The 20,932-nt window shown below is 43.3% G+C and carries 23 protein-coding genes; 4 read left to right on the top strand and 19 right to left on the bottom strand.

The features are described from left to right. Positions 1–2: 2 nt before the first annotated feature. The 4 genes from AC0VYG_RS08785 to AC0VYG_RS08770 form a co-directional block, all read right to left on the bottom strand. Positions 3–632 (bottom strand): transglutaminase-like cysteine peptidase, encoded by a 630-nt coding sequence (locus AC0VYG_RS08785; protein WP_475449905.1) that lies wholly within the window; start codon positions 630–632, stop codon positions 3–5. 80 nt (positions 633–712) lie between these two features. Then, positions 713–1,000 (bottom strand): DUF1244 domain-containing protein, encoded by a 288-nt coding sequence (locus AC0VYG_RS08780; protein WP_475431932.1) that lies wholly within the window; start codon positions 998–1,000, stop codon positions 713–715. Positions 1,001–1,100: 100 nt separating this feature from the next. Further along, positions 1,101–1,703 carry a DTW domain-containing protein gene (locus tag AC0VYG_RS08775; protein WP_475431931.1) on the bottom strand — a complete coding sequence of 201 codons (603 nt, stop codon included), beginning with the start codon at positions 1,701–1,703 and terminating at the stop codon, positions 1,101–1,103. Between the two features lie 3 nt (positions 1,704–1,706). After that, positions 1,707–2,432 carry a pyridoxine 5'-phosphate synthase gene (locus AC0VYG_RS08770; protein ID WP_475431930.1) on the bottom strand — a complete coding sequence of 242 codons (726 nt, stop codon included), beginning with the start codon at positions 2,430–2,432 and terminating at the stop codon, positions 1,707–1,709. 324 nt (positions 2,433–2,756) lie between these two features. Here AC0VYG_RS08770 and AC0VYG_RS08765 point away from each other — a divergent pair, with 324 nt between their 5' ends. From AC0VYG_RS08765 to AC0VYG_RS08755, 3 genes are all read left to right on the top strand, one after another. Beyond that, positions 2,757–3,431: a DNA-3-methyladenine glycosylase I gene (locus AC0VYG_RS08765; protein WP_475431929.1), complete on the top strand. Its 675-nt coding sequence runs from the start codon at positions 2,757–2,759 to the stop codon at positions 3,429–3,431. Between the two features lie 93 nt (positions 3,432–3,524). Next, a complete protein-coding gene (locus AC0VYG_RS08760) occupies positions 3,525–4,172 on the top strand; it encodes a DsbA family oxidoreductase (protein WP_475431928.1) in 648 nt (215 codons plus the stop codon). A gap of 175 nt (positions 4,173–4,347) precedes the next feature. Then, complete coding sequence (locus tag AC0VYG_RS08755) at positions 4,348–4,548, top strand: bacterioferritin-associated ferredoxin (RefSeq protein WP_475431927.1); 201 nt, start codon at positions 4,348–4,350, stop codon at positions 4,546–4,548. 45 nt (positions 4,549–4,593) lie between these two features. Here the strand turns inward: AC0VYG_RS08755 and bfr (AC0VYG_RS08750) are convergent, their stop codons facing one another. The 3 genes from bfr (AC0VYG_RS08750) to parC all read right to left on the bottom strand — a co-directional run bounded on the left by bfr (AC0VYG_RS08750) (position 4,594) and on the right by parC (position 7,969). Continuing rightward, the gene (bfr, locus tag AC0VYG_RS08750) at positions 4,594–5,058 is read right to left on the bottom strand and encodes a bacterioferritin (protein WP_475431926.1); all 465 of its coding nucleotides are present in this window, start codon (positions 5,056–5,058) and stop codon (positions 4,594–4,596) included. A 15-nt stretch (positions 5,059–5,073) separates the two neighbouring features. Further along, the gene (gene bfr, locus AC0VYG_RS08745; RefSeq protein WP_067016238.1) at positions 5,074–5,544 is read right to left on the bottom strand and encodes a bacterioferritin; all 471 of its coding nucleotides are present in this window, start codon (positions 5,542–5,544) and stop codon (positions 5,074–5,076) included. Between the two features lie 121 nt (positions 5,545–5,665). Further along, positions 5,666–7,969 carry a DNA topoisomerase IV subunit A gene (parC, locus tag AC0VYG_RS08740; RefSeq protein WP_475431925.1) on the bottom strand — a complete coding sequence of 768 codons (2,304 nt, stop codon included), beginning with the start codon at positions 7,967–7,969 and terminating at the stop codon, positions 5,666–5,668. Positions 7,970–8,173: 204 nt separating this feature from the next. Between parC and AC0VYG_RS08735 the strand changes: the two genes are divergently transcribed. Then, on the top strand, positions 8,174–8,863 hold the full coding sequence (locus AC0VYG_RS08735) for a hypothetical protein (RefSeq protein WP_475431924.1): 690 nt from the start codon (positions 8,174–8,176) through the stop codon (positions 8,861–8,863). On the opposite strand, the gene AC0VYG_RS08730 is transcribed toward AC0VYG_RS08735, so the two are convergent. The 12 genes from AC0VYG_RS08730 to rsfS form a co-directional block, all read right to left on the bottom strand. Then, positions 8,853–9,740 (bottom strand): GNAT family N-acetyltransferase, encoded by an 888-nt coding sequence (locus AC0VYG_RS08730; protein ID WP_475431923.1) that lies wholly within the window; start codon positions 9,738–9,740, stop codon positions 8,853–8,855. The two genes, AC0VYG_RS08735 and AC0VYG_RS08730, sit on opposite strands and share 11 nt — an antisense overlap. 129 nt (positions 9,741–9,869) lie before the next feature. After that, positions 9,870–11,765, bottom strand: coding sequence for a biosynthetic arginine decarboxylase (gene speA, locus AC0VYG_RS08725; RefSeq protein ID WP_475431922.1), 1,896 nt, complete (start codon positions 11,763–11,765; stop codon positions 9,870–9,872). A gap of 177 nt (positions 11,766–11,942) precedes the next feature. Beyond that, on the bottom strand, positions 11,943–12,902 hold the full coding sequence (gene lipA, locus AC0VYG_RS08720) for a lipoyl synthase (protein WP_475431921.1): 960 nt from the start codon (positions 12,900–12,902) through the stop codon (positions 11,943–11,945). Between the two features lies 1 nt (position 12,903). Further along, positions 12,904–13,548, bottom strand: a complete 645-nt coding sequence (lipB, locus tag AC0VYG_RS08715) for a lipoyl(octanoyl) transferase LipB (RefSeq protein WP_475431920.1) — start codon at positions 13,546–13,548, stop codon at positions 12,904–12,906. After that, on the bottom strand, positions 13,548–13,853 hold the full coding sequence (locus AC0VYG_RS08710) for a YbeD family protein (protein ID WP_475431919.1): 306 nt from the start codon (positions 13,851–13,853) through the stop codon (positions 13,548–13,550). Before AC0VYG_RS08710 ends, lipB begins: the two co-directional genes overlap by 1 nt. A 25-nt stretch (positions 13,854–13,878) precedes the next feature. Continuing rightward, a complete protein-coding gene (locus tag AC0VYG_RS08705) occupies positions 13,879–15,027 on the bottom strand; it encodes a D-alanyl-D-alanine carboxypeptidase family protein (RefSeq protein ID WP_475431918.1) in 1,149 nt (382 codons plus the stop codon). 81 nt (positions 15,028–15,108) lie between these two features. Then, positions 15,109–16,029 (bottom strand): septal ring lytic transglycosylase RlpA family protein, encoded by a 921-nt coding sequence (locus tag AC0VYG_RS08700; RefSeq protein WP_475431917.1) that lies wholly within the window; start codon positions 16,027–16,029, stop codon positions 15,109–15,111. Next, positions 16,019–17,086, bottom strand: coding sequence for a lytic murein transglycosylase B (gene mltB / locus AC0VYG_RS08695; protein ID WP_475431916.1), 1,068 nt, complete (start codon positions 17,084–17,086; stop codon positions 16,019–16,021). Before mltB ends, AC0VYG_RS08700 begins: the two co-directional genes overlap by 11 nt. Then, the gene (gene rodA, locus AC0VYG_RS08690) at positions 17,083–18,204 is read right to left on the bottom strand and encodes a rod shape-determining protein RodA (RefSeq protein ID WP_475431915.1); all 1,122 of its coding nucleotides are present in this window, start codon (positions 18,202–18,204) and stop codon (positions 17,083–17,085) included. The genes mltB and rodA overlap by 4 nt, the downstream gene beginning before the upstream one ends. Then, on the bottom strand, positions 18,201–20,075 hold the full coding sequence (mrdA, locus tag AC0VYG_RS08685; RefSeq protein ID WP_475431914.1) for a penicillin-binding protein 2: 1,875 nt from the start codon (positions 20,073–20,075) through the stop codon (positions 18,201–18,203). The genes rodA and mrdA overlap by 4 nt, the downstream gene beginning before the upstream one ends. Before the next feature lie 11 nt (positions 20,076–20,086). Beyond that, positions 20,087–20,554 carry a 23S rRNA (pseudouridine(1915)-N(3))-methyltransferase RlmH gene (gene rlmH, locus AC0VYG_RS08680; RefSeq protein WP_475431913.1) on the bottom strand — a complete coding sequence of 156 codons (468 nt, stop codon included), beginning with the start codon at positions 20,552–20,554 and terminating at the stop codon, positions 20,087–20,089. Positions 20,555–20,564: 10 nt separating this feature from the next. After that, positions 20,565–20,918: a ribosome silencing factor gene (gene rsfS / locus AC0VYG_RS08675; RefSeq protein ID WP_067016214.1), complete on the bottom strand. Its 354-nt coding sequence runs from the start codon at positions 20,916–20,918 to the stop codon at positions 20,565–20,567. Between the last annotated feature and the right edge of the window lie 14 nt (positions 20,919–20,932).

Raw genomic sequence — 20,932 nt, 5'->3', positions numbered from 1 at the left:
TCCTAGTTATTGTACTTAGCAAAACGGTTGTTAAGATCTCTCCAAAGACTCAATCGAGAAGAGCCACCCACTAGAATCCCTCGCCCTTTTTCCTTAGATAACCATAAATTTCGCGCATTAAATGAATAAATTGGCTTTAGATCAGGCCGTCTAGAAGCTGGCTCCAATTCTTTATTTAAATTATCTAATATCACAGGAATAGAAGTCGGCGTATGGTAATAAGCCAATACCATATGATGCTGATTTAACGTTAATGATTTAACGTATACAAGACGCAGCTTATCATCGGGGACACCAATCTCCCTAAGCGTAAAATACTTGGCAATGGTGAAATCTTCACAATCTCCCCCATCGGTTGCCAGAAACTCAATCGGCGTCGCCCAATAATCCTCTTTTCCCCAATGCTTAAGATCGCTCACAAACGGTATCTGATTAAAAAAGTTATTCACCACTTCTAATTTTCTAACAATGGGGAGTTTTTTAGAGTTAGCGACTAAATGACGCCATGCCAGTATACGCTTCTCCGCCCTTGGGCCATACTCTTTGCCGATTTTTGCGGCCAAAGCCAAATATTTTTTCGACACATCCGCTTGTAAATCAATTTGAGGCAAGATGCAAAGAAGCAGCAACACAACTATGAGCCGCCATTTTTTTCCATTGAGAATCGAAAGATAATGCATCAGTCCAATTGACCTATGACAGCCATGATAACTTATTTAGAAAACTTAGCATTAAAGTCTGCTAACTGTTCCGGTGTCGCGGCTGGCTGGTATTTCTCTTTCCAGTCGTTATAGGGCTCACCGTAAACATACTCGCGAGCGGCATCGTAATCGATGTCTAGACCTCTCTTTTCAGCTTCTGCAAGATACCACTTACTTAAACAATTACGACAAAATCCGGCCAAGTTCATCAAATCAATATTTTGTACGGATTTATTATCATCTAAATGCTTCAAAAAGCGACGTAATACAGCGGCTTCAATTTCGGTTTGCTGATCCATTATCTTCTCCTAACACGCTTGATTAAACCGCAATCTCTTTATTAAACAGAAATAATAGCGGGAATAGACCTAATAGCGACGGTATTCATTATCCCAAATATCATGGTTTTCGGTGCTGATGCTCTACTGGTTGCTGACGCCATTGAAAGGACTGAGATGAGACCATAAAATCACGCAAAGGTTGCATATTTTTTTGGGTCAACTGTTCAATAGCATAAGCACACGACTCTAACGTCGATAACGCCTCACCCTTTGGTGACTTACGGATTGTATACTCGTTGTGAGGAGGTGAAACAAAATGCCACGATACCATCTCTTGCAACCTAGGTATCGACAAAAAAAGACGCTTTGCTTTTCGCCACGTCGCATCAATCAACACAATACCATCAACATCCTTTTTCTCTTCTTTTGACACCTGTTCAATGGGGATTGAGCCTTCACTCGGAAAAACTAACCGCCATTGATCAAGTGGCAATGCATCTAATATTCCATGTAATTCCTCGCTGTCCTCCGACGAAATGCAACGCAATAAAGGTAACCCCAACCGCAACAAAGTCAGTGTATTCTTAGCATGTTTCGCTTCTTTTGGGTCTTGAATGACCAGCACAGGCAATGTGTTGTTGATAGTAGGTATCCATTGACAGACACACTGACTCGCCAAAAAAGAACAACTCTCACAAATCGGACGACGCGGACGATACATGCGTTACACTAACTTTGCCAAATACGCCTTCACAACTTGATCCCAACCTAAATCAAGCGCTTCAACTGTCAAGGCATGGCCGATAGACACCTCCGTAATTCGGCCAGTTTGACACAAAGCTTCAACGTTTGTTAAATCCAAATCATGACCAGCATTTACCCCCAAACCAACGTCTAGGGCAGCTTGAGCGGCCTCTTGATAACGCTCTGCAATGGCCTCAAAACCATCTTTGCCGTAATGACTCGCGTATTCTTCCGTGTACAGTTCCACACGATCGGCACCAACCTCCTTCGCTAAGACCATATTATCAGCATCTGGATCCATAAATAGCACAACACGAATGCCTTTCTCTTTGAGTTTAACAATAATTGGACGCAATGCATCCTGATCGCGCGCCACGTTCCATCCGTGATCGGAGGTTAATTGATTAGGATCATCCGGCACTAAGGTACATTGATGAGGGGCCACCTCCAGCACGACATTAAGAAACGGCTCATCTGGGAAGCCTTCGATATTCAGTTCTGCATCAGGATAGTGCTTAAGTAACTCTTTCAAATCATAAGCATCTTGGTACGTAGCATGCCTTTGGTCAGGTCTTGGGTGAATAGTAATACCAAATGCCCCCAAATCTAACGTGCGCTTCGCCATCTCCACCATATTCGGATAATTTCTGCCGCGAGAATTGCGTAGTAGGCCTATTTTATTCAGATTAACGCTCAAATGTGTCATATAACTTCTCTCGTTATCATTGTCTTCGCTCCGCCATCATAACAGTAGTATGAATATGCCTACCATTATAGAGAAAGGCACTGAGCGCTTCACTAAACTCTTACACTTTGTTATCACGCACGCCCCTTCAAGAAGCATTATGGTAAACTTCCCAAGGGAAAGTGCGAATAGCAAGCTTTTACCCACATGCTGATTCCTACGAGGATATAAGCCGTTAGAGCAATGCAGGAGCAATTGCCAGTACAAGAGGACTTGTTCGCACCTTCCCTAGTGAATAAGAACAAACAGATTCGTTTTGCCGTCTCTGTAAAAGAGGAATAAGTGATGAAGTATGAAGCATTCCAAAGCATTTATGATCGCGCGGCCCAGCGCCATGGAGGTACACAGGCAATAGAACAAATCTTAAATAAACCATTCTCGACTGAGGCACTCAAACAAATAACGGATGATAGATGGTTAGCGGCTTTTTCTCAAAAAATATTTCAATCAGGCATTAACTGGCAGGTCGTACGAAATAAATGGGATGGCTTTGAAGATGTTTTTTTTGGCTTCGATATCGAAAAAATGCTCTTGATTCACGACGAGATGTGGGAAGAAAAAGCCAAAGACACACGCATTATTCGCAACTTAGGCAAAGTTATGACCATTCGGGAAAATGCGTTAATGATCAGCGAATGCCAAGCAAAACATGACACGTTTGCAGCCTTTATTGCTGACTGGCCGACAGATAACATCGTTGGCCTATGGATGTACTTAAAACAACACGGGAAACGACTGGGTGGCAACACCGGCCCCTATACATTACGAACAATGGGCAAAGACACCTTTTTATTGACCAAAGACGTCGAAGGCTACTTACGCCAACATAAAATTATGACCACGGGAAAAAACACTCAGTCCGCCTTATTCGCAGCACAAACTGCGTTTAACCACTGGCACAACGAAAGCGGCCGCTCTTTAAGTGAAATTAGCCAATGCATTGCAATGGGGGTCAATTAATTGCAATAGCCCATCAATTAAGAAGGATGCGAAGTCATCCTCCAACATAAGAGCCATTATAAACACGCTACAAAACATACATTAGGAGAAAACATGGCCGATTTACGCATCGACATTATTTCAGATTTATCTTGTCCATGGTGCTACTTGGGATACAGCCGCCTAAAACAAGCCTTAGATCAGTTAGGCGATAATTACCTTATAGATCTGCATTGGCAACCATTTGAATTACATCCCGATCTACCAACAACAGGCGCGGATAGAGAGACTTATCTAGGTGAAAAGTTTGGCAGCCAAGAGCGCCTTAATGAAGCAACCCACGCGCTTCAACAAGTTGGGCTTGAGAATGGTATTACCTATAATTTTTCGGATAAGGACCGTGTCCCTAATACCAAGCTTGCCCATCAGTTTGTTGCAGCCGCAAGCCAAGTCAAACTTGATACGCCGCTAAGCTTAGCGTTATTTGATGCCTATTTCACACAAGGTAAAGACATTGGACAAAAAAACGTTCTAGAAGACGTAGCACAAAGCATTGGCATGAAAGACAAGGACATTCAGCTTGCCTATGAAGAGAAAACTCGAAAGCTGGTTGATAAAAAAATCCAGCAGCTTACTCAAGTCGATATAAAATCCGTTCCAACTTACGTGATCAATGACAAGTATATGTTACATGGCGCCCATCAACCTGAATCCTTTCTAAAAGTATTGAGCGATATTGCTGAGGACACCGTTAAAGGTTAACTCCTGCTATCTAGCATGCTGTGTACAGATTGACAGTCATTATTAATCTGTACACTCTCTATACAGAGAGGAAATCTATTAGACTTCACTAATACATAAATTTTTACCTTTTGATAATCATTAGCATTTGCACTAAAATCTCTTTATCTAATACTATTGAGAGTGATTTTCATTTATGTATGTATGTCTTTGTAACGGTGTCACCGACAAAAAAGTGAAGGAAGTAATTCAGGAAGGTGCGACCACAATGCGTGAGCTATATAAGCAGACTAATCTGGGGAATCAATGTGGCAAATGCTGCCAATGCGCTAAAAAAATACTTAATGATGAATTGATTAATATTGCAGAAACACAGATTCAAATTCAAGTTGCCTAAAGGCTCTCACTCAACAGTAAGAGCCTCCAAGCAAAGAATGCAATACTACATTTGAGACTGAAGATAGTTTTCAATACCAGATGTTTTGATCAAAAGCTGTTGCGTTTCCAACCAGTCAATCTGCTCTTCTTGCTCTTCCTGAATTTTCTCAAGCGTATCACGGCTCATAAAATCCAGTTTCTCTTCACACTGCTTAATGACGTCTTTTAGCATCGCCAGTGTGTCTAATTCCAACTCTAGATTCGCGGCAATCATTTCTTCGCTGTTTTCACCAATGCGTAAACGACCAAGATCTTGCAAATTGGGCAGGCCTTCCAAAAATAAGATTCGCTCAATCAAGCGATCCGCATTTTTCATTTTTTGGATCGACGTCTTATAATCCGCTTTATCCAGTTCACTAAAGCCAAAATCTTTAAACATACGGGCATGAAGGAAATATTGGTTAATACCCACTAACTCGTTCGCTAGCACCTTATTTAAACCCGCGATAACAGCCGAATCACCTTTCATCAAAAACTCCTTCAATTAGCTCATCTGAGACTGAATGTAATTTTGCATACCAATCTTATCCATTAGACCAAGCTGCTGCTCTAACCAATAGACATGATCCTCTTCAGTATCAAACAAAAGCTTCTCTAGGATTTCTCGAGTTTGATAATCGCCTTCAGATTCACAGATAGCAATGGTCTTACGAACGCCCTGAACCACTTCTAACTCAAGAGTCAAGTCATTCGACATCATCGAACGAGCGTCTGTTCCCACCAGCAAATCACGACGTTTGGTCATACAAGGAACGCCTTCAAGGAAAAGAATACGTTTGATAATCCAATCGCAATGTTGTTTCTCTTCGTCCATCTCATGGTTTAAGCGTTCATACAGTTTTGCTAATCCCCAATCATCATACATACGAGAATGAATGAAGTATTGGTCAATCGCAGCCAATTCATTGGCCAGCAACGCGTTTAAACTATCAATAACTTTTTGACTACCTTTCATGATTCTTTCCTCCTAGGCGCCTCGATAAGGCTGAAAACTCATATCTACTAAAACGATTAGCTTACCCTCCCCATTATCTATTAATACAACAAAAAGAATAAGGAAAATTTAATAAGAAATTTTAATCATCTAAAAGGTCTCCCTCTATTTTAGCAGGCTTCCCTTCACCTGTTTTCACTTCTAACCGGTCAATGCGCTGGAATCCACGAGGCAATTTCAGACCTCGACGACCACGCTCACCACTATAATCCATTAAATCTTTCTCAACAAATGACATAAAGCGCTTACCTGCATAGGCCATTAAAAGATCGTCAGACAATACACTGGCCATCGCAATCAGCAACTCTTCTCGTTCGGCGGCTCGGGCACTTGGAATGCTCAACATTTTATTGCCTTTCCCTTTGGCCATTTTGGGCAAAGAAGCCACATCAAATACCAACATGCGCCCTTCATTGGACACCACCACAACCTTTCCAGATTCAGGGTCATCTACCAATACCGGCGCCATTACTTGCGCGCCTTTGGGTAAACTCAGTGTGGCTTTACCTGCTTTGTTTTTAGCGTAAAGGTCTTTTAACTGAGCAACAAAGCCATAACCTGCATCGCTGGCAATCAAATAGTGAGCGTCTTCATTATTCAGCACCGCTGAAACAATGGTGACACCACTTTCTAATGAAATACGCCCCGTAATCGGCTCACCTTGTCCTCTAGCTGAAGGCAGAGAATGAGCCTTAATAGAATAGGTTCGACCATTCGACGCCAATAATACTAACGTTTGATTAGAGCGTCCCTTCGCGCTCACCAAAAAGCCATCACCGGATTTATAACTCAGCCCTTCTACATCGAGGTCATGCCCCTTACCAGCCCGAATCCAACCTTGTTTCGAGATCACGACGGTAATGGGATCGTTTGATAACAATGCTTCTTCACTAAATGCCTGCGCTTCTTTACGTTCAACAATGGGAGTACGACGCTCATCACCAAAGTCGTCTATTGCCTCACGAATTTCAGTAGAAATCAGTTTTTTTAGTTTGCTATCGGAAGCCAACAAGGCTTCTAGGTGTTTACGCTCTTTCTCAAGCTCATTTTGTTCAGCGGTAATACGCATCTCTTCCAGTTTGGCAAGATGGCGCAATTTAAGCTCAAGAATGGCCTCGGCCTGAATATCGCTTAACGAAAAGCGAGACATCAATTCCACTTTTGGCTTTTCTTCGTTACGAATGATTTCAATCACTTCATCAATATTTAAAAAAGCTATGAGCAAACCTTCTAAAATATGCAGTCGATTGATTACCTTATCTAAACGGAATTGCAAACGACGTCTGACCACATTGATACGAAAACGCAACCACTCCGCTAAAAAGCTTGGTAACGTCTTCACTTGTGGCAAGCCATCTAGACCGATTACATTCATGTTCACACGATAGGATTTTTCCAGATCCGTTGTGGCAAATAAATGCGTCATCAGTGCTTCAATATCGACTCGATTAGACTTAGGCACAATGACTAATCGGGTCGCATTTTCATGGTCCGATTCATCACGTAAATCCACGACCATAGAGAGTTTTTTAGCGGGATTTTTATCTTGCATTTGAGCCGCTATCTGCTCAAGAATTTTACTCCCTGACACTTGATGCGGTAGTTCGCTTACCACCACCTCTCCCTCAATAATCTCATAACGAGCGCGCGCTTTAATCTGACCTTTGCCGGTTTCATAAAGCTTACGAATATCGGCCCGGGGAGTAACAATCTCGCCACCTGTCGGAAAGTCAGGCCCTTGAACAAACGCCAGTAAATCGTCCAAATCTGCTTTTGGATTGTTCAAAAGATGAATACACGCTTCACCGATTTCACGTAAATTATGGGGAGGAATATCGGTTGCCATGCCTACGGCAATCCCTGTTGTGCCATTCAACAGTAAATTCGGCAGACGTGCTGGCAGGACAGAAGGTTCCTGTAACGTGCCATCAAAGTTTGGCACCCAATCCACGGTGCCTTGAGACACTTCTTTCAGCAGTACATCCGAGTATTTAGATAAACGAGACTCGGTATAGCGCATGGCGGCGAAGGATTTAGGATCATCTGGCGCTCCCCAGTTGCCCTGTCCATCGACCAATGGATAACGATATGAAAATGGCTGAGCCATCAATACCATGGCTTCGTAACAAGCACTGTCACCATGAGGGTGAAACTTACCTAATACATCACCCACGGTACGAGCAGACTTCTTATACTTAGCTGTCGCCTTCAGTCCCAACTCGCTCATCGCGTAAATGATACGACGCTGAACAGGTTTTAAACCATCACCAATATGAGGTAATGCTCGATCTAAGATAACGTACATCGAATAATTCAAGTACGCTTTTTCTGTATAGTCTTTCAATGAAAGCGTTTCATTGGACTCAAAATTTGACAACTCACTCAAGGAGGATTTCCTTCTAACACGATTTTAGTGCAGGTTTATGAGCACTCGTCTCATAAATAAATTAACTGTGCGTACTATAAAGAAACACCCTTGCTAACTGCAACCTTCACACCCATTTTATGATGGAAAGAAGGGGCTTCTCATGCTTCAATAAAGACGTAATGATAATCAGGAAAGAATGGCGATGATGAAGGTAGTCCAAAAATGCTAACGCAAACTCACTACAGCCTAGGAAAAGAAGCCCATTCCATAGTGTTACATCATTGCGATAATCTTCGTGTTCACCTAGAAACCCTCACCCAAGCAACCAATCCGACACGATTTTACCATGGTTTTCAACACACTTTTCTGTTCGTATTAAAAGGGGAGGTATTTCTCAAATATGAACAAGAAGACATGCTACTGAAAATGTACCAAGGTGTCTTACTCCCCAAGCTAAACACGACGATTGCCACGCTACTGACCCCTCAGGTAGAAATTTGTGTCATTACTTTTTTTCGTGAGCCCAATACAGTTAACGAGAACGAATTTAAAAAAGTGTCTTCCGGTACCGTTGAAGCCTTACCAGAACGCCTAGGGGTGACATCTTGGCCTCTCTGGCATGGGAGAAATGGGGCTGTCAGCATTAATCTTTACCCAGCACACTACAAAGAATCAACCTACTATCACAAAAACACGGGACAGTTTTTATTGCCTCTAAATGGCGAATCATTAATGGTAAGCATCTGTATGAAGGCAGCGGAGAAACTCTCTGTTCATGGACTATTTATAGCCCAAAAAACGCCCAAAGCGTTTTATAATATAAGTGATAACAGTACGACTGTGCTCAGCATTTACACTCCGCCCCCTGAAAAAGGGAGAGTGATGTTACTGGCTAAACCTCTCAATGACTAAACACCAAAGAGGTCAATACATGATCCTCCCACTGCCCATTGATTTTTAAATAATCACGCGCCATTCCTTCTTTTAAAAAGCCTAAACGAGCAAGGACGGCCGCGCTTTTTTCATTTCGGGGCATATAGTTAGCCTGTATACGATGGATACCACTTTGCTTGCACATATATTCATTGCCAGCACTGAGTGCCTCATGCATCAAGCCTTTGCCTTGTTCCCCTTCTCGCAAACTATAGCCTAAATGACAGGCTTCAAAGACGCCGCGCACAATATTAGAATAATTAGCATACCCCACCATTCGCTGCTCATCCTTTGTCAAAAAGCACAAAGTCACGGCTTTATCCTCTAAAAAATCACGGCGCATTTCTTCCACCCTGAGCCGACAAACTTCCAAGGAGTAATAGGACTCACTTCTAGCAGGCTCCCAAGGGGCGAAAAAGTCTTTTTCTTGCCTTACATATTGCTGCAACAAAGGCACCTGAGACCGATCAAGCACCTTTAGAATCCCTCTCTCCGTTTCAATATAAGGAAAGCGCGATGAATAATCGGGAGCCTGGGACTGAATAAACAACCGATCATCAAGTACTTCAATTAGGCGTAACGCATGACTCTTAAACCAAAACTGCTCCCCAAGATATAACACCCGATTCAATACTTTATTCTCTTTCCAGGCCTCGGCATGCTTTCTATCTGACCAATAGGTGATGAAGATAGAGCTCTCTCCATCGTACTTTTCCTCCCCCAAAAAACCCAACTCATCTTTTGCCTGATCGGATATTTTAGACATCATGACATGGTAAGACATATCATCTAAAAGTAAGGTGGAGGTCAACACAACAGCGTAGTAAGGAGGCTTGAAGGAAGGTAGAAAGGTCATAAAAATCCTGCATTAAAAACAGTGCGCTAGTAAAAAAACATGCTCGCCCCATCTTACCAACTTGACGATGAAAGGAACGAGCATGGATATGTGCGCATTTGTGATGTTACTAGTTAGCAGCGAAAGTCACTAGGCTAAATAGGTTGAACCTTGCAACACTTTTTTATAAATCTTAATCAGATTTTGCTGGTCCTCATCAGACAGCGAACTCGCGGCTACTTTATCAGCATATCTTGAGGTTAACGCTTTTTCATCGTAACTGACGTATTTCAGTACATCCTGAACACTATCGCCCATTAATACATGATCAATTCTAAAGCCGTCGTCAGTCAAGTATACATCTACCGACGGTGTATCTCCGAATAAATTATGCAGATCCCCTAAGGTTTCTTGATACGCCCCTACCAAGAAGAATCCCATTAAGTAATCATCATCTTTTGGCGGTGGCGGTAACGGCAAAGAGGTCTCAATACCCTGTCCATCCACATACTGATACAAACACCCATCAGAGTCACAGGTGACATCTTGAATTTTCCCACGAAAAGACGGCGCTTGGTCTAACCCTTGTAGTGGCAACACAGGAAACAACTGATCAATCCCCCAAGCATCCGGCATGGATTGAAAGACAGACAAATTAACAAACAGTTTTTCCGCCAAACGCTCATTGAGTTCATCCATCACAGGACGATGACTACGATTACGATTATCCAACTTCGGTAATAAATTCCGACAGGCTGCAAGAAACAGATTCTCCGCTTGGGCCCGTTGTTCAAGATTTAACTGGCCATGATTATAGAGCGTCAGACTATCGTTAAAATCGTCCAACAAATCATGGTAAATTTCCACTAAAGAACGAGTATCAACCTCATTGCCTCCTTTTAAACTCTGGTAGCAGCTCCACAATCGTTGTATTTCCAATACCGCATCTTCATGGGGGGCTTCAATTGGTAAAAGCTCGGCGCCATACGAAAAAACATCGGCAATCATCATGGCATGATGAGCGGTTACTGCACGACCAGATTCAGAAATCAAATTAGGGTGAGGTAAATCATATTGTTCGCACACATTGTGGAACGCAAACACAACATTGTTCGCATACTCGCTGATACTGTAGTTCGCTGAATAGGCATTCTGACTACGTGTTCCTTCGTAATCCACCCCCAAACCACCACCAACATCAACCCATTTCACTGGCACTCCCATCTGGTGCAGTTCAGAATAATAACGAGCACATTCTTTTAGACTGTTTTGAATATCCCGAATACGGGTAATTTGAGACCCTAGATGAAAGTGAATCAGCTCCAGACAATCCAATAACGCCAAATCCCGTAAACGATCAACGGCACGCAGCAATTGCGACGTGGTCAAACCAAATTTAGATTTCTCTCCTCCACTGTTGCCCCAGTGAGTGGTACAAGTCGAGGCTAAACGGATACGAATACCAATACGTGGCTTCACTCCAATTTTATGGGCTTCTTCTAGAATCCAATCCAATTCATGTAACTTTTCGACAACAATAAAGACCTGATGACCCATTTTCTCCGCCATCAAAGCTAGATGAATGAACTCTCGGTCTTTATAGCCATTACACACAATGATGCCATTAGGATTTTGGTGCATCGCCAGCACGGCCATTAGCTCTGGTTTACTCCCCGCCTCTAAACCTACCGTGGAGGAATTATCAGGCTGACAACCTGCAATCTCTTCTACCACACGGCGCTGTTGGTTAACTTTAATGGGGTAAACAATGGCATAATTCGCCTGATAGTCATAATACTCAATTGCCTGACAAAACGAATCGGTAATTTTTTCAATTCGAGAATGCAAAATATTAGGAAAACGCACCAAACAAGGGTATGGAATACCCTGACTTTTAAGCTGTTTCGATAGCTCAGTCAGATCGATACTCTTTTCTCGATCAGGTAATGCAATTGTGCGTCCCTCTTCATTAATTGAGAAAAAGCCCGCACTCCAATGATTAACGTTATAAAGCTCAAGCGAATCTTTGACTGACCAAGGCGTCATTTTGCCTCCTACTAAAATAAACCATGTAACGGTACTAGGTCCTAAGTCTTAACTCAGCACAGTATTGTTGATAACTCATCAAACCAGCAAGCAGAAACATGATAGTTTGTACTAATAATAAAAAAGCGGAGTCAGGAACCCAATCCCAACACCGCTTCGTTGACTCTTTAAAAAGGCTTAGGAGACGTGCTCACCATGAGCCTGCTTATCCGCATGATAAGATGAGCGCACGAGAGGCCCACAAGCCGCATGTTTAAAGCCCAGCTCTTTTGCCACTTCTTCATAGCGAGCAAACTCTTCTGGCGGAACAAAACGCGCCATTGGGAAGTGGTGCTTAGACGGCTGTAAATACTGACCAATTGTCAACATATCAACATGATGGGCACGCAAATCTTTGAGCACCTCAACAATTTCTTCAAACGTCTCTCCCATCCCTACCATCAAGCCAGACTTAGTGGGCACATCGGGACAACGCTCCTTGAAATTTTTCAACAAATCCAAAGACCATTGATAGTCGGAGCCTGGACGAACTTGACGGTAAAGACGAGGAATCGATTCCAAGTTGTGATTAAACACATCTGGCGGTGCAATTTCGAGAATATCTAATGCCGACTCCATCCGTCCTCGGAAATCCGGCACGAGGGTTTCGATCTCGATTGAAGGACTTAACGCACGGGTTTCACGTATACAGTCAACAAAGTGCTGAGCCCCGCCATCACGCAGATCATCACGATCCACAGAGGTAATGACCACATACTTCAATTTCATGTCACGAATGGCAATCGCTAATTCTTTCGGTTCATCTGGACTCAATGGGTTAGGACGACCATGGGCCACATCACAGAAAGGACAGCGTCGGGTACAAATCTCCCCCATAATCATGAAGGTTGCGGTACCATTACTAAAGCACTCACCCAGATTAGGGCAATTCGCCTCTTCACAGACAGACGCTAATTTATGCTCACGCAGTGTTGCCTTAATACGAGCAATTTCAGGCGAAGCAGGCATACGTACACGTAACCAGTCCGGCTTACGTGGAATCTCTTCAGTTGGGATAACTTTTACAGGTATACGCGCCATCTTATCGGCGCCGCGAAGTTTCTCGCCCTGGACGACGCGTTTGCGTTCTGCAGTCATTTTATTTCCACCCTTTTTGGATCGTCGGATTGGCATATCCGAGCTGCCCAGCCAGCGCATTAGCTAGCTGAGTTTTAACTTGTGAAAAATCAATATCATTAGTGAGACGAGCCATATCAACCATTTGTAATCCTTGATAGCCGCAAGGATTAATTCGATTAAATGGTGTCAGATCCATATCGACATTTAGCGCCAAACCATGAAAAGAACACCCCCTTCGAATCCGTAAACCGAGGGAAGCGATTTTCTTCTCATCAACATAAACACCAGGCGCATCTGGCTTGGGGTAAGCTTGTATATCGTTATGATTTAATACATCAACAATGGCATTTTCAAGCGCACTCACCAACTCTCTAACGCCTATTCCTAGGCGTTTAAGATCTATCATAACATAAACGACTAGCTGACCGGGTCCGTGGTAAGTGACTTGACCTCCTCTATCTACTTGAATAACCGGAATGTCACCAGGTGCTAACAAATGTTCTTGTTTACCAGCTTGGCCCTGAGTGAAAAGAGAAGGATGCTCTAACAACCAGAGCTCATCTTGATCTTCTTTAGTACGGACTTGGGTAAAGTGTTTCATCTTTTCCCAAGTTTCTTCGTAAGTGACGGTTCCTAGATCACGAGCAATCAGATCCTGATCCATTACATAACCATCTTAACAAATTCAATATCCATTAAATCAGAGTGAAGAGCAGATAACTGCTCTTCACCTGTTGCTAGAATACGAAAGCTATAACTAACGAAACGCCCCTTGCTAGAACGGTTTATCCCAGTTGCCTTAGGATCCAACTCCGGTGCATGCACCTTCAATCGTTCAATAATTTCAGCGTGTCCACCTTCAACGTCAACGGACACCACCTTGATCACGTAATTTTCACAAGGAAATTCAATTTTTGGTGCATCCACCGCGTTGGCAGCTTGGTCACCATTTTTCGTAATTAAAGCCATTAATATTCCACTTGGCCGTTAGGGCCTAAAACAAATTCATAAAAAACAGTTTGATCTTATCGAACATACGTTTGAAGAAACCACCCTGCTTAACGGGTTCAAGCGCAACAACATTACGCTCCAGAATGGTATTACCGTCACTACCAACGATAATTTTACCCAAAACCTCTCCCACCTTAATAGGGGCTTCAATCACAGGTTTCAACTGTAATTTAGCAGGAATTGATTTAGCATCCTGACGCGGTAACGTCACAAACACATCTTTAGTAAAACCAACTTTCACACTATCTTTAGCGCCGCCCCAAACGGTGGCATTAGCAATAACTTGGCCCTTACTATATAGCTTACGGGTTTGATAGTAACGGAAACCGTAATCCAACAGTTTTTGCGACTGAGTCGCACGCGCTTCGTCTGTTTTCGTGCCCATAACGACAGAAATCAAACGTGTGCCATTACGAAGAGCAGAAGCGGCTAAACAATACCCTGCCGCTTTAGTATGACCCGTTTTCAAGCCATCGACAGAAGGGTCCCACCATAATAGGCGGTTACGATTTGGCTGACGGATGCCATTATAAGTGAAATATTTCTCTTTATAGAAATGATAATTCTGGGGGTAATCATTAATGATTGCTCTGGCTACAATCGCAATATCGTGGGCGCTAGAGTAATGATCGGGTATAGGATACCCCGTTGCATCAGAGAAGTGTGAGTCCTTCATACCAAGCAATTTAGCATGCTGATTCATCAAATCAACAAACGCAGACTCGCTACCGGCAACATGTTCTGCGATGGCAACAGTCGCATCGTTACCTGACTGCACAATCATTCCTTGAATCAAGGTTTTTAGTGGCACGACACTACCTTCACGAAGAAAGGTTCGAGACCCCCCCATACGCCAAGCCTTCTCACTGATTCTTACTTTATCATTCAGTGAAATATCACCACGAGCTAACTCATACTCAGTGACATACGCTGTCATCAGTTTGGTTAAACTGGCTGGTGGCAATTTCTCGTCAGCATTATGCTGAACAATAATATCGCCCGTTTTAGCATCCATTAATATGTAACTTTTAGCGGCTATTTCAGGCGGAGCAGGAATAAAAGTAGGTTCTGCGCGAAGTGCAGTGGCTGTTAAACCTAGAAATACGGATAAGAATATTAGGAATCGCTTCATACTGTACAACATCGTCTCATTGGAAAAGTTCACAAATGATACTAGAGGCAATTTTGAATCTCTAGTACGCCAACACCGTCTTTACGGAACCAAAGCAACACGTATGGGTTTTGTAAAGCCTGCATTCTGTAACTTTTTCTGCCACAAGGCCAACGCTTCATCGTTTGAATAAGGTCCTAAAAACACCTTAAACAACCCATCACTTTGCTTGATTATCGTTATTTTTATCTGTGTATCAAATACCTGTATTAGCCTATTTTTTAGACGCTCAGCAGCCTCTTTTGTTGAGAAAGCGCCTGCTTGTAAGTGATTAAAATTTAGGCTTTTCTTAACGGATTGATGATGCTCTTTAGCATGCTCTGAAGCCAATACTATAGGGGGGTTAACTTCTTTTTTAGAAGTGCCCGCTGTGTATAAACCTGGATGATAAGTAGCGCCTTTAGGAACCGTAATGGCCTGAATACGCACATGCGCAAGCCCCTTTTTTTCGAACCCTAACCTCACCGCTGCAGCGTAAGACAAATCAATTAACCGGTTACCATGGAACGGCCCTCTGTCGTTCACCCGAACAATCACAGTACGGCCATTTCCTAGGTTTGTTACCTTCAAATAGGTTGGTATCGGCAGGGTTTTATGGGCGGCTGAGAAAGCGTACATATCATATTTTTCCCCATTTGATGTGGTATGACCATGAAACTTCAGTCCATACCAAGACGCCGTCCCTTCTGCGACATAACCTTTTGCCGATTTCATCACCCAATACTTCTTTCCCCAGACTTCATAAGGGCTTTTATTCCCCCCAACACTTCTTGGTTCCCATTTGGGCACCAAATCGGGTAAATGATCTACCTTTACATCATGATCTGGCGCTTTATCTTGCAAAAGACTATAACGCCCTCCTCCAGATGCTCGGTCGTAATCAAGTGGCTGTGCAAAGTTACTCACACAGCCACTCAACGACAACAACGAAAGCATGGAGAACACAAGGAGGCTAGTGCGCATTACTACCTATTCTCTTTGCAAGCTCAAGTACCGCCATCGCGTAACGCCTACTTGGATTGTAATCCATGATTGAGTAGAAATTTTCATAAGCCAACCAATAGGTTGTTTTACCCTTTGCTGTGTGCAATCCGATCAACCCCATTTTTTCAGGTAGAAATGGCTGACTAGGCGAGACACCCAACTTAGACCATTCTTCTGCTGTCTTCACTGGTTTACGTTGAAAATTCACCCAACTCGACACTTTATCAGCATTTTTTACCTGAGCTAAAACCACACAAGGCTTATCATATTCCCAGCCATGATGCTTCATATAATTTGCGACACTACCAATGGCATCCGCATCAGACTTCCAAAGATCCACATGCCCATCGCCATCAAAATCTACGGCTAATTTTTGGTAATTAGACGGCATAAACTGCACCATACCCATAGCACCTGAATAGGAGCCATCCGTTGCACCAATTTTCCAGCCTTCCTTGCGAGCAAGTAGCAAATAAGCCCGCAGCTCATCTTGGAAGTAGTCTTGACGACGGGGATAGTTAAACGCCAAGGTCGCTAAGGAGGTAAACACATCTTTTCCTCCTGTAATACGCCCGTAGTAGGTTTCAACACCTATCAATGCAACAATAACATGCCAATCAACACCATATTCTTTCTGCGCTTTTTGCAGCCAATAGCGATTTTTCTTGGCAAATGCTCGCCCTTCCTTAATGCGCTTTTTAGTCAGAAAATTTTTCCGATAGTCATAAAAAGGGGTGATCACTTCAGGCTGGTTATTAGATTTCGTAATAACCGTTTCACGAGGTTTAATACGCGAAAAAGCCAACTCTAACGTTGCTTTGTTATAATGATCTTCTCGCACCATCCGCTTAATAAATGCCTGCACTTCAGGGTCTGCGGCATAGGAGTCTTTATAAGAGTCTGGGGCATCTTTCAACAGTTCGTTACTGACCCCAAGTCGATTCCCTTCCTGTAATGTTTCTTTGCTTTGGCTCAGGGTGCTACACCCAGACAGACCAAGCACTAGTAACATCCCTAATGCTAGTTTTATCATCATCTCGCTCTTTTATGTGTTTGCACTGACATCAGAATTCCAAAGGTCGCCATAATAGTAATAATAGAGGTGCCTCCGTAACTCACGAGTGGCAAGGGTACCCCAACTACAGGCAAAATGCCTGAGACCATACCAATATTTACAAAAACATAAACAAAAAACGTCAAAGTCAGACTGCCCGCCAACAAACGCGCGTAATTATCTTCTGCATTGGCAGCAATATATAAGCCACGAGAAATCACTAACAAGTAACCAAACAGCAGCAGACAACAGCCAATCAGGCCAAACTCTTCTGCTAATACCGCGATAATAAAATCCGTATGGCTTTCAGGTAAAAAGTTAAGTTGTGCTTGCGTGCCTTCCATCCACCCCTTGCCATATAAGCCTCCCGAGCCAATGGCTGTTTTTGACTGAATAATATTCCAGCCTGCGCCTAATGGATCACTTTCGGGATCAAGCAGCGTTAACACACGCTGACGTTGATATTCGTGCATGAAATGCCATAGCACATAACCGGCAACAGGCGCCAAAACAGCGGCCCCCACAATATAGCGCCACCCAAGTCCCGCCAAAAACAAAACAAAAATCCCTGATACCGCCACAAGCAGTGCCGTTCCTAAATCAGGCTGTTTGGCAATCATCAATACTGGCACAATAATCAAGCCAAGTACCACTAAAACTTCGTTATACCTAGGCGGTAATTGCCGATCAGAAAAGTACCAAGCAATCGTCATGGGCATAACGATTTTCATCAATTCAGAAGGTTGAAAACGCAACCCTCCAGGTAACCCTAACCAACGCTGAGCTCCCTTAGCTCCAATACCAAACAGTAGTACAGCAATTAATAAGACGACAATAAAAGCAAATAAAGCAGGGGACGCTCGGCGCATATACTTTGGAGGGAGCTGAGCAAGCCCTAAACACACGCCCATTCCAATAATAAAACGCACCCCTTGACGCTCTACCATAGCGATATTTTCACCTGATGCCGAATACAGCACAATCAAACCGCCAGCCATCAATAACAATAAAGCGCCGAGCAACAAGATATCCAGATGGATTAATTTCCATAGACGAGCATTAGTAAACGCCACCACCCTTTCAAAAAAACTATCTCTCACTTGCTATTACCTTTTAAATAGTCATAACGCTTGGGATATTTTCCATCAATGTAAGCATCAAATAATTTTTTAGTTAATTCGGCAGGCTTTGCTGCACTACCACCGTTTTCAAATATTGCAAATATCGCAATTTTGGGTTTCTTAACCGGTGCAAAAGCAATAAACAAAGCATGGTCATGCAACCGCTTAGCCAATTTACTGGCCTCATATGTTTGGCCATCTTGTAAACTAAACACCTGTCCGGTACCGGTTTTACCAGCAATAGTATAATCCGTCCCCCGTATACGGCGCCCTGTTCCTTTAGGGTCGGTAATGACCTTCTGCATGGCCGTAATAATTTTCTTCCAATTGCTTTGATCTTTTAGAATCAAATTATGCACGCCACCTTTACCGTCAAAAGTCGCTGGCTTATTGCCAATATCCTTCACCATTCGTGGGTAATAGTAATGTCCACGAGCAGCAAGAATGGATACGGCCGTTGCCATTTGCATAGGCGTTGCCACCATATAACCTTGTCCAATACCTACGTTCACAGAGTCGCCTGTATACCAAGGCTGGTTGTATTTCGCTCTTTTCCATGCTTTAGAGGGCAAGATGCCATCACTTGCACCATATAAATCCAGCAAATAGCTTTTGCCAAAACCAAACCGTGATAAAAAGTCATGAATAGGTGTGATCCCCATCTTATCCGCTAATTGATAAAAATAGGTATCCACAGACTCAATAATGGCGCGCTGAAGATTAATCCAACCATGTCCGCCACGCTTCCAATCTCGATACTTACGGCCACCAGGGTTAATTTGATAATAGCCTTTTGCAAAATAACGTTGAGTCCATGAAGCGTAGCCATATTGTAGTCCGGCTAACGCCATATAGGGCTTAATCGTCGAAGCGGGCGGATAGCCCCCTCGTAACGCCCGATTAAACAACGGCAACCTTTTCGAATTACGCAGAGCAGCATAGTCTTTACTTGAGATACCTCGGACAAATAAGTTCGGATTAAATCCAGGCTTAGAAACGAGGGCTAAAATCCCCCCGGTATTAGGGTCAATCGCGACGACAGAACCTTTATAGTCTCCTAACAAATCGTAAGCATATTGCTGCAACCGAGCATCTAAATACAAGTGGAGGCTTTTACCCGGTACGGGCGGTGTCCTTCCCAACTCCTCCATGATGCGCCCACGGGCATTGACTTCAACCTTACTAATACCAGGCTTACCAAATAAAACATGCTCATAATACCCTTCCACCCCTGTTTTACCGATGAAAAGGGCCCCTTGATAGTCTTGTTTATTGACTCGATCTAGATCTTTTTCGGTGATACGGCCAACATAGCCAATGGCATGAGCGAATGCTTTACCGTAAGGGTAGTAACGCGTTAGCTGTGCCTCAACTTGCACACCATCTAATTTATACAAATTCACCGCAACACGTGCCCACTGGGCATCCGTTAGCTGAGGTTTTAATGTGATAGGTTGATAGGGTCGACGATACTCTTTGAGCTTTTGCTCAAAGTCGTGCCATTCGTCTGGAGTGATTTTGATAATGCCCGCCAGCTGTTTTTTTAACCAAGCAACACTTTTAATTCGCTCGGGGACAACGGTTAAACTGTGTATTGGCCGATTATCAGCTAATACAACGCCATTGCGATCATAAATCAAGCCACGAGTTGGCGGAATAGAAAGCAATAATACTCGATTATCGTCCGCTTTGGTTTCATAGACCTTATGCTCCAGTATTTGTAAATAAAACAAACGCCCCAGCAAAACACCAACGAGAAGCAGTACAAAAATAGACGAGGCAATAATACGATTTCGAGTAACCTGCCTCTCTTGACGATAATTTCGAAAGTTTTGATGTCGATGGCTCACCTAACGCCCCTTTAGCGGTGGTATGGATGATTGTTCATCAAAGTCCAAGCACGGTAAATCTGCTCGGCTAAAAGAATCCTTACCATTGGATGAGGCAATGTTAAACGAGACAACGACCATACCTGGTCGGCCCGCCCTGTACACCTGGGATCCAGTCCATCAGGGCCACCGACGAGCAAACTCACATTATAGCCGTCCATGCGCCATTGTTCGGTTTGTCCAGCAAGCTGCTCCGTAGACCATTCTTTTCCTAACACTTCCAAGGCAATCACCTTATCGCCAGATGGAATTGCCTCGAGCATTGCGTCGCCTTCCTTACGAATCGCCTTGGCGATGTCTGTGTTTTTGCCACGAGGTGACATGGGAATTTCTAATAATTCTAGAGCAAAATCCTTAGGCAGACGTTTAGCATATTCGTCATACCCAGCTGTCACCCATTGGGGCATTTTATTGCCTATGGCAATCAGTCGAACGCGCATTACAGATGCCTTACATTACTTCTGGTTTGATATCCCATAATTTTTCAAGATCATAGAAAGATCGAGCTTCTTCTGTCATCACATGCACAACAACATCATGCAAATCAACCAAAACCCAATCACTTCCCATACCTCGGCCTTCGGAACCAAGAGGTTGAAGTCCCTGTGACTTAAGATGCTCAAACACATTTTGTCCAAGTGCATTCACATGACGCTTAGAAGTACCGGTACAAATAACCATGTAATCCATCATGTCAGTATGATTTGCTACGTTCAACACAGTAATCTTGTCCCCTTTTACATCCTCTAACGCTTCGACTGCAAAAGCTAAGATTTGATCCGCTGTGAAGTTAGGTTGACTCATATTTTTACATTTTC

Source organism: Marinomonas sp. 63XJN7_7_ISO-PGPR-S23-202 (assembly GCF_056173505.1).
This window is presented reverse-complemented; position numbering and strand designations above follow the sequence as displayed.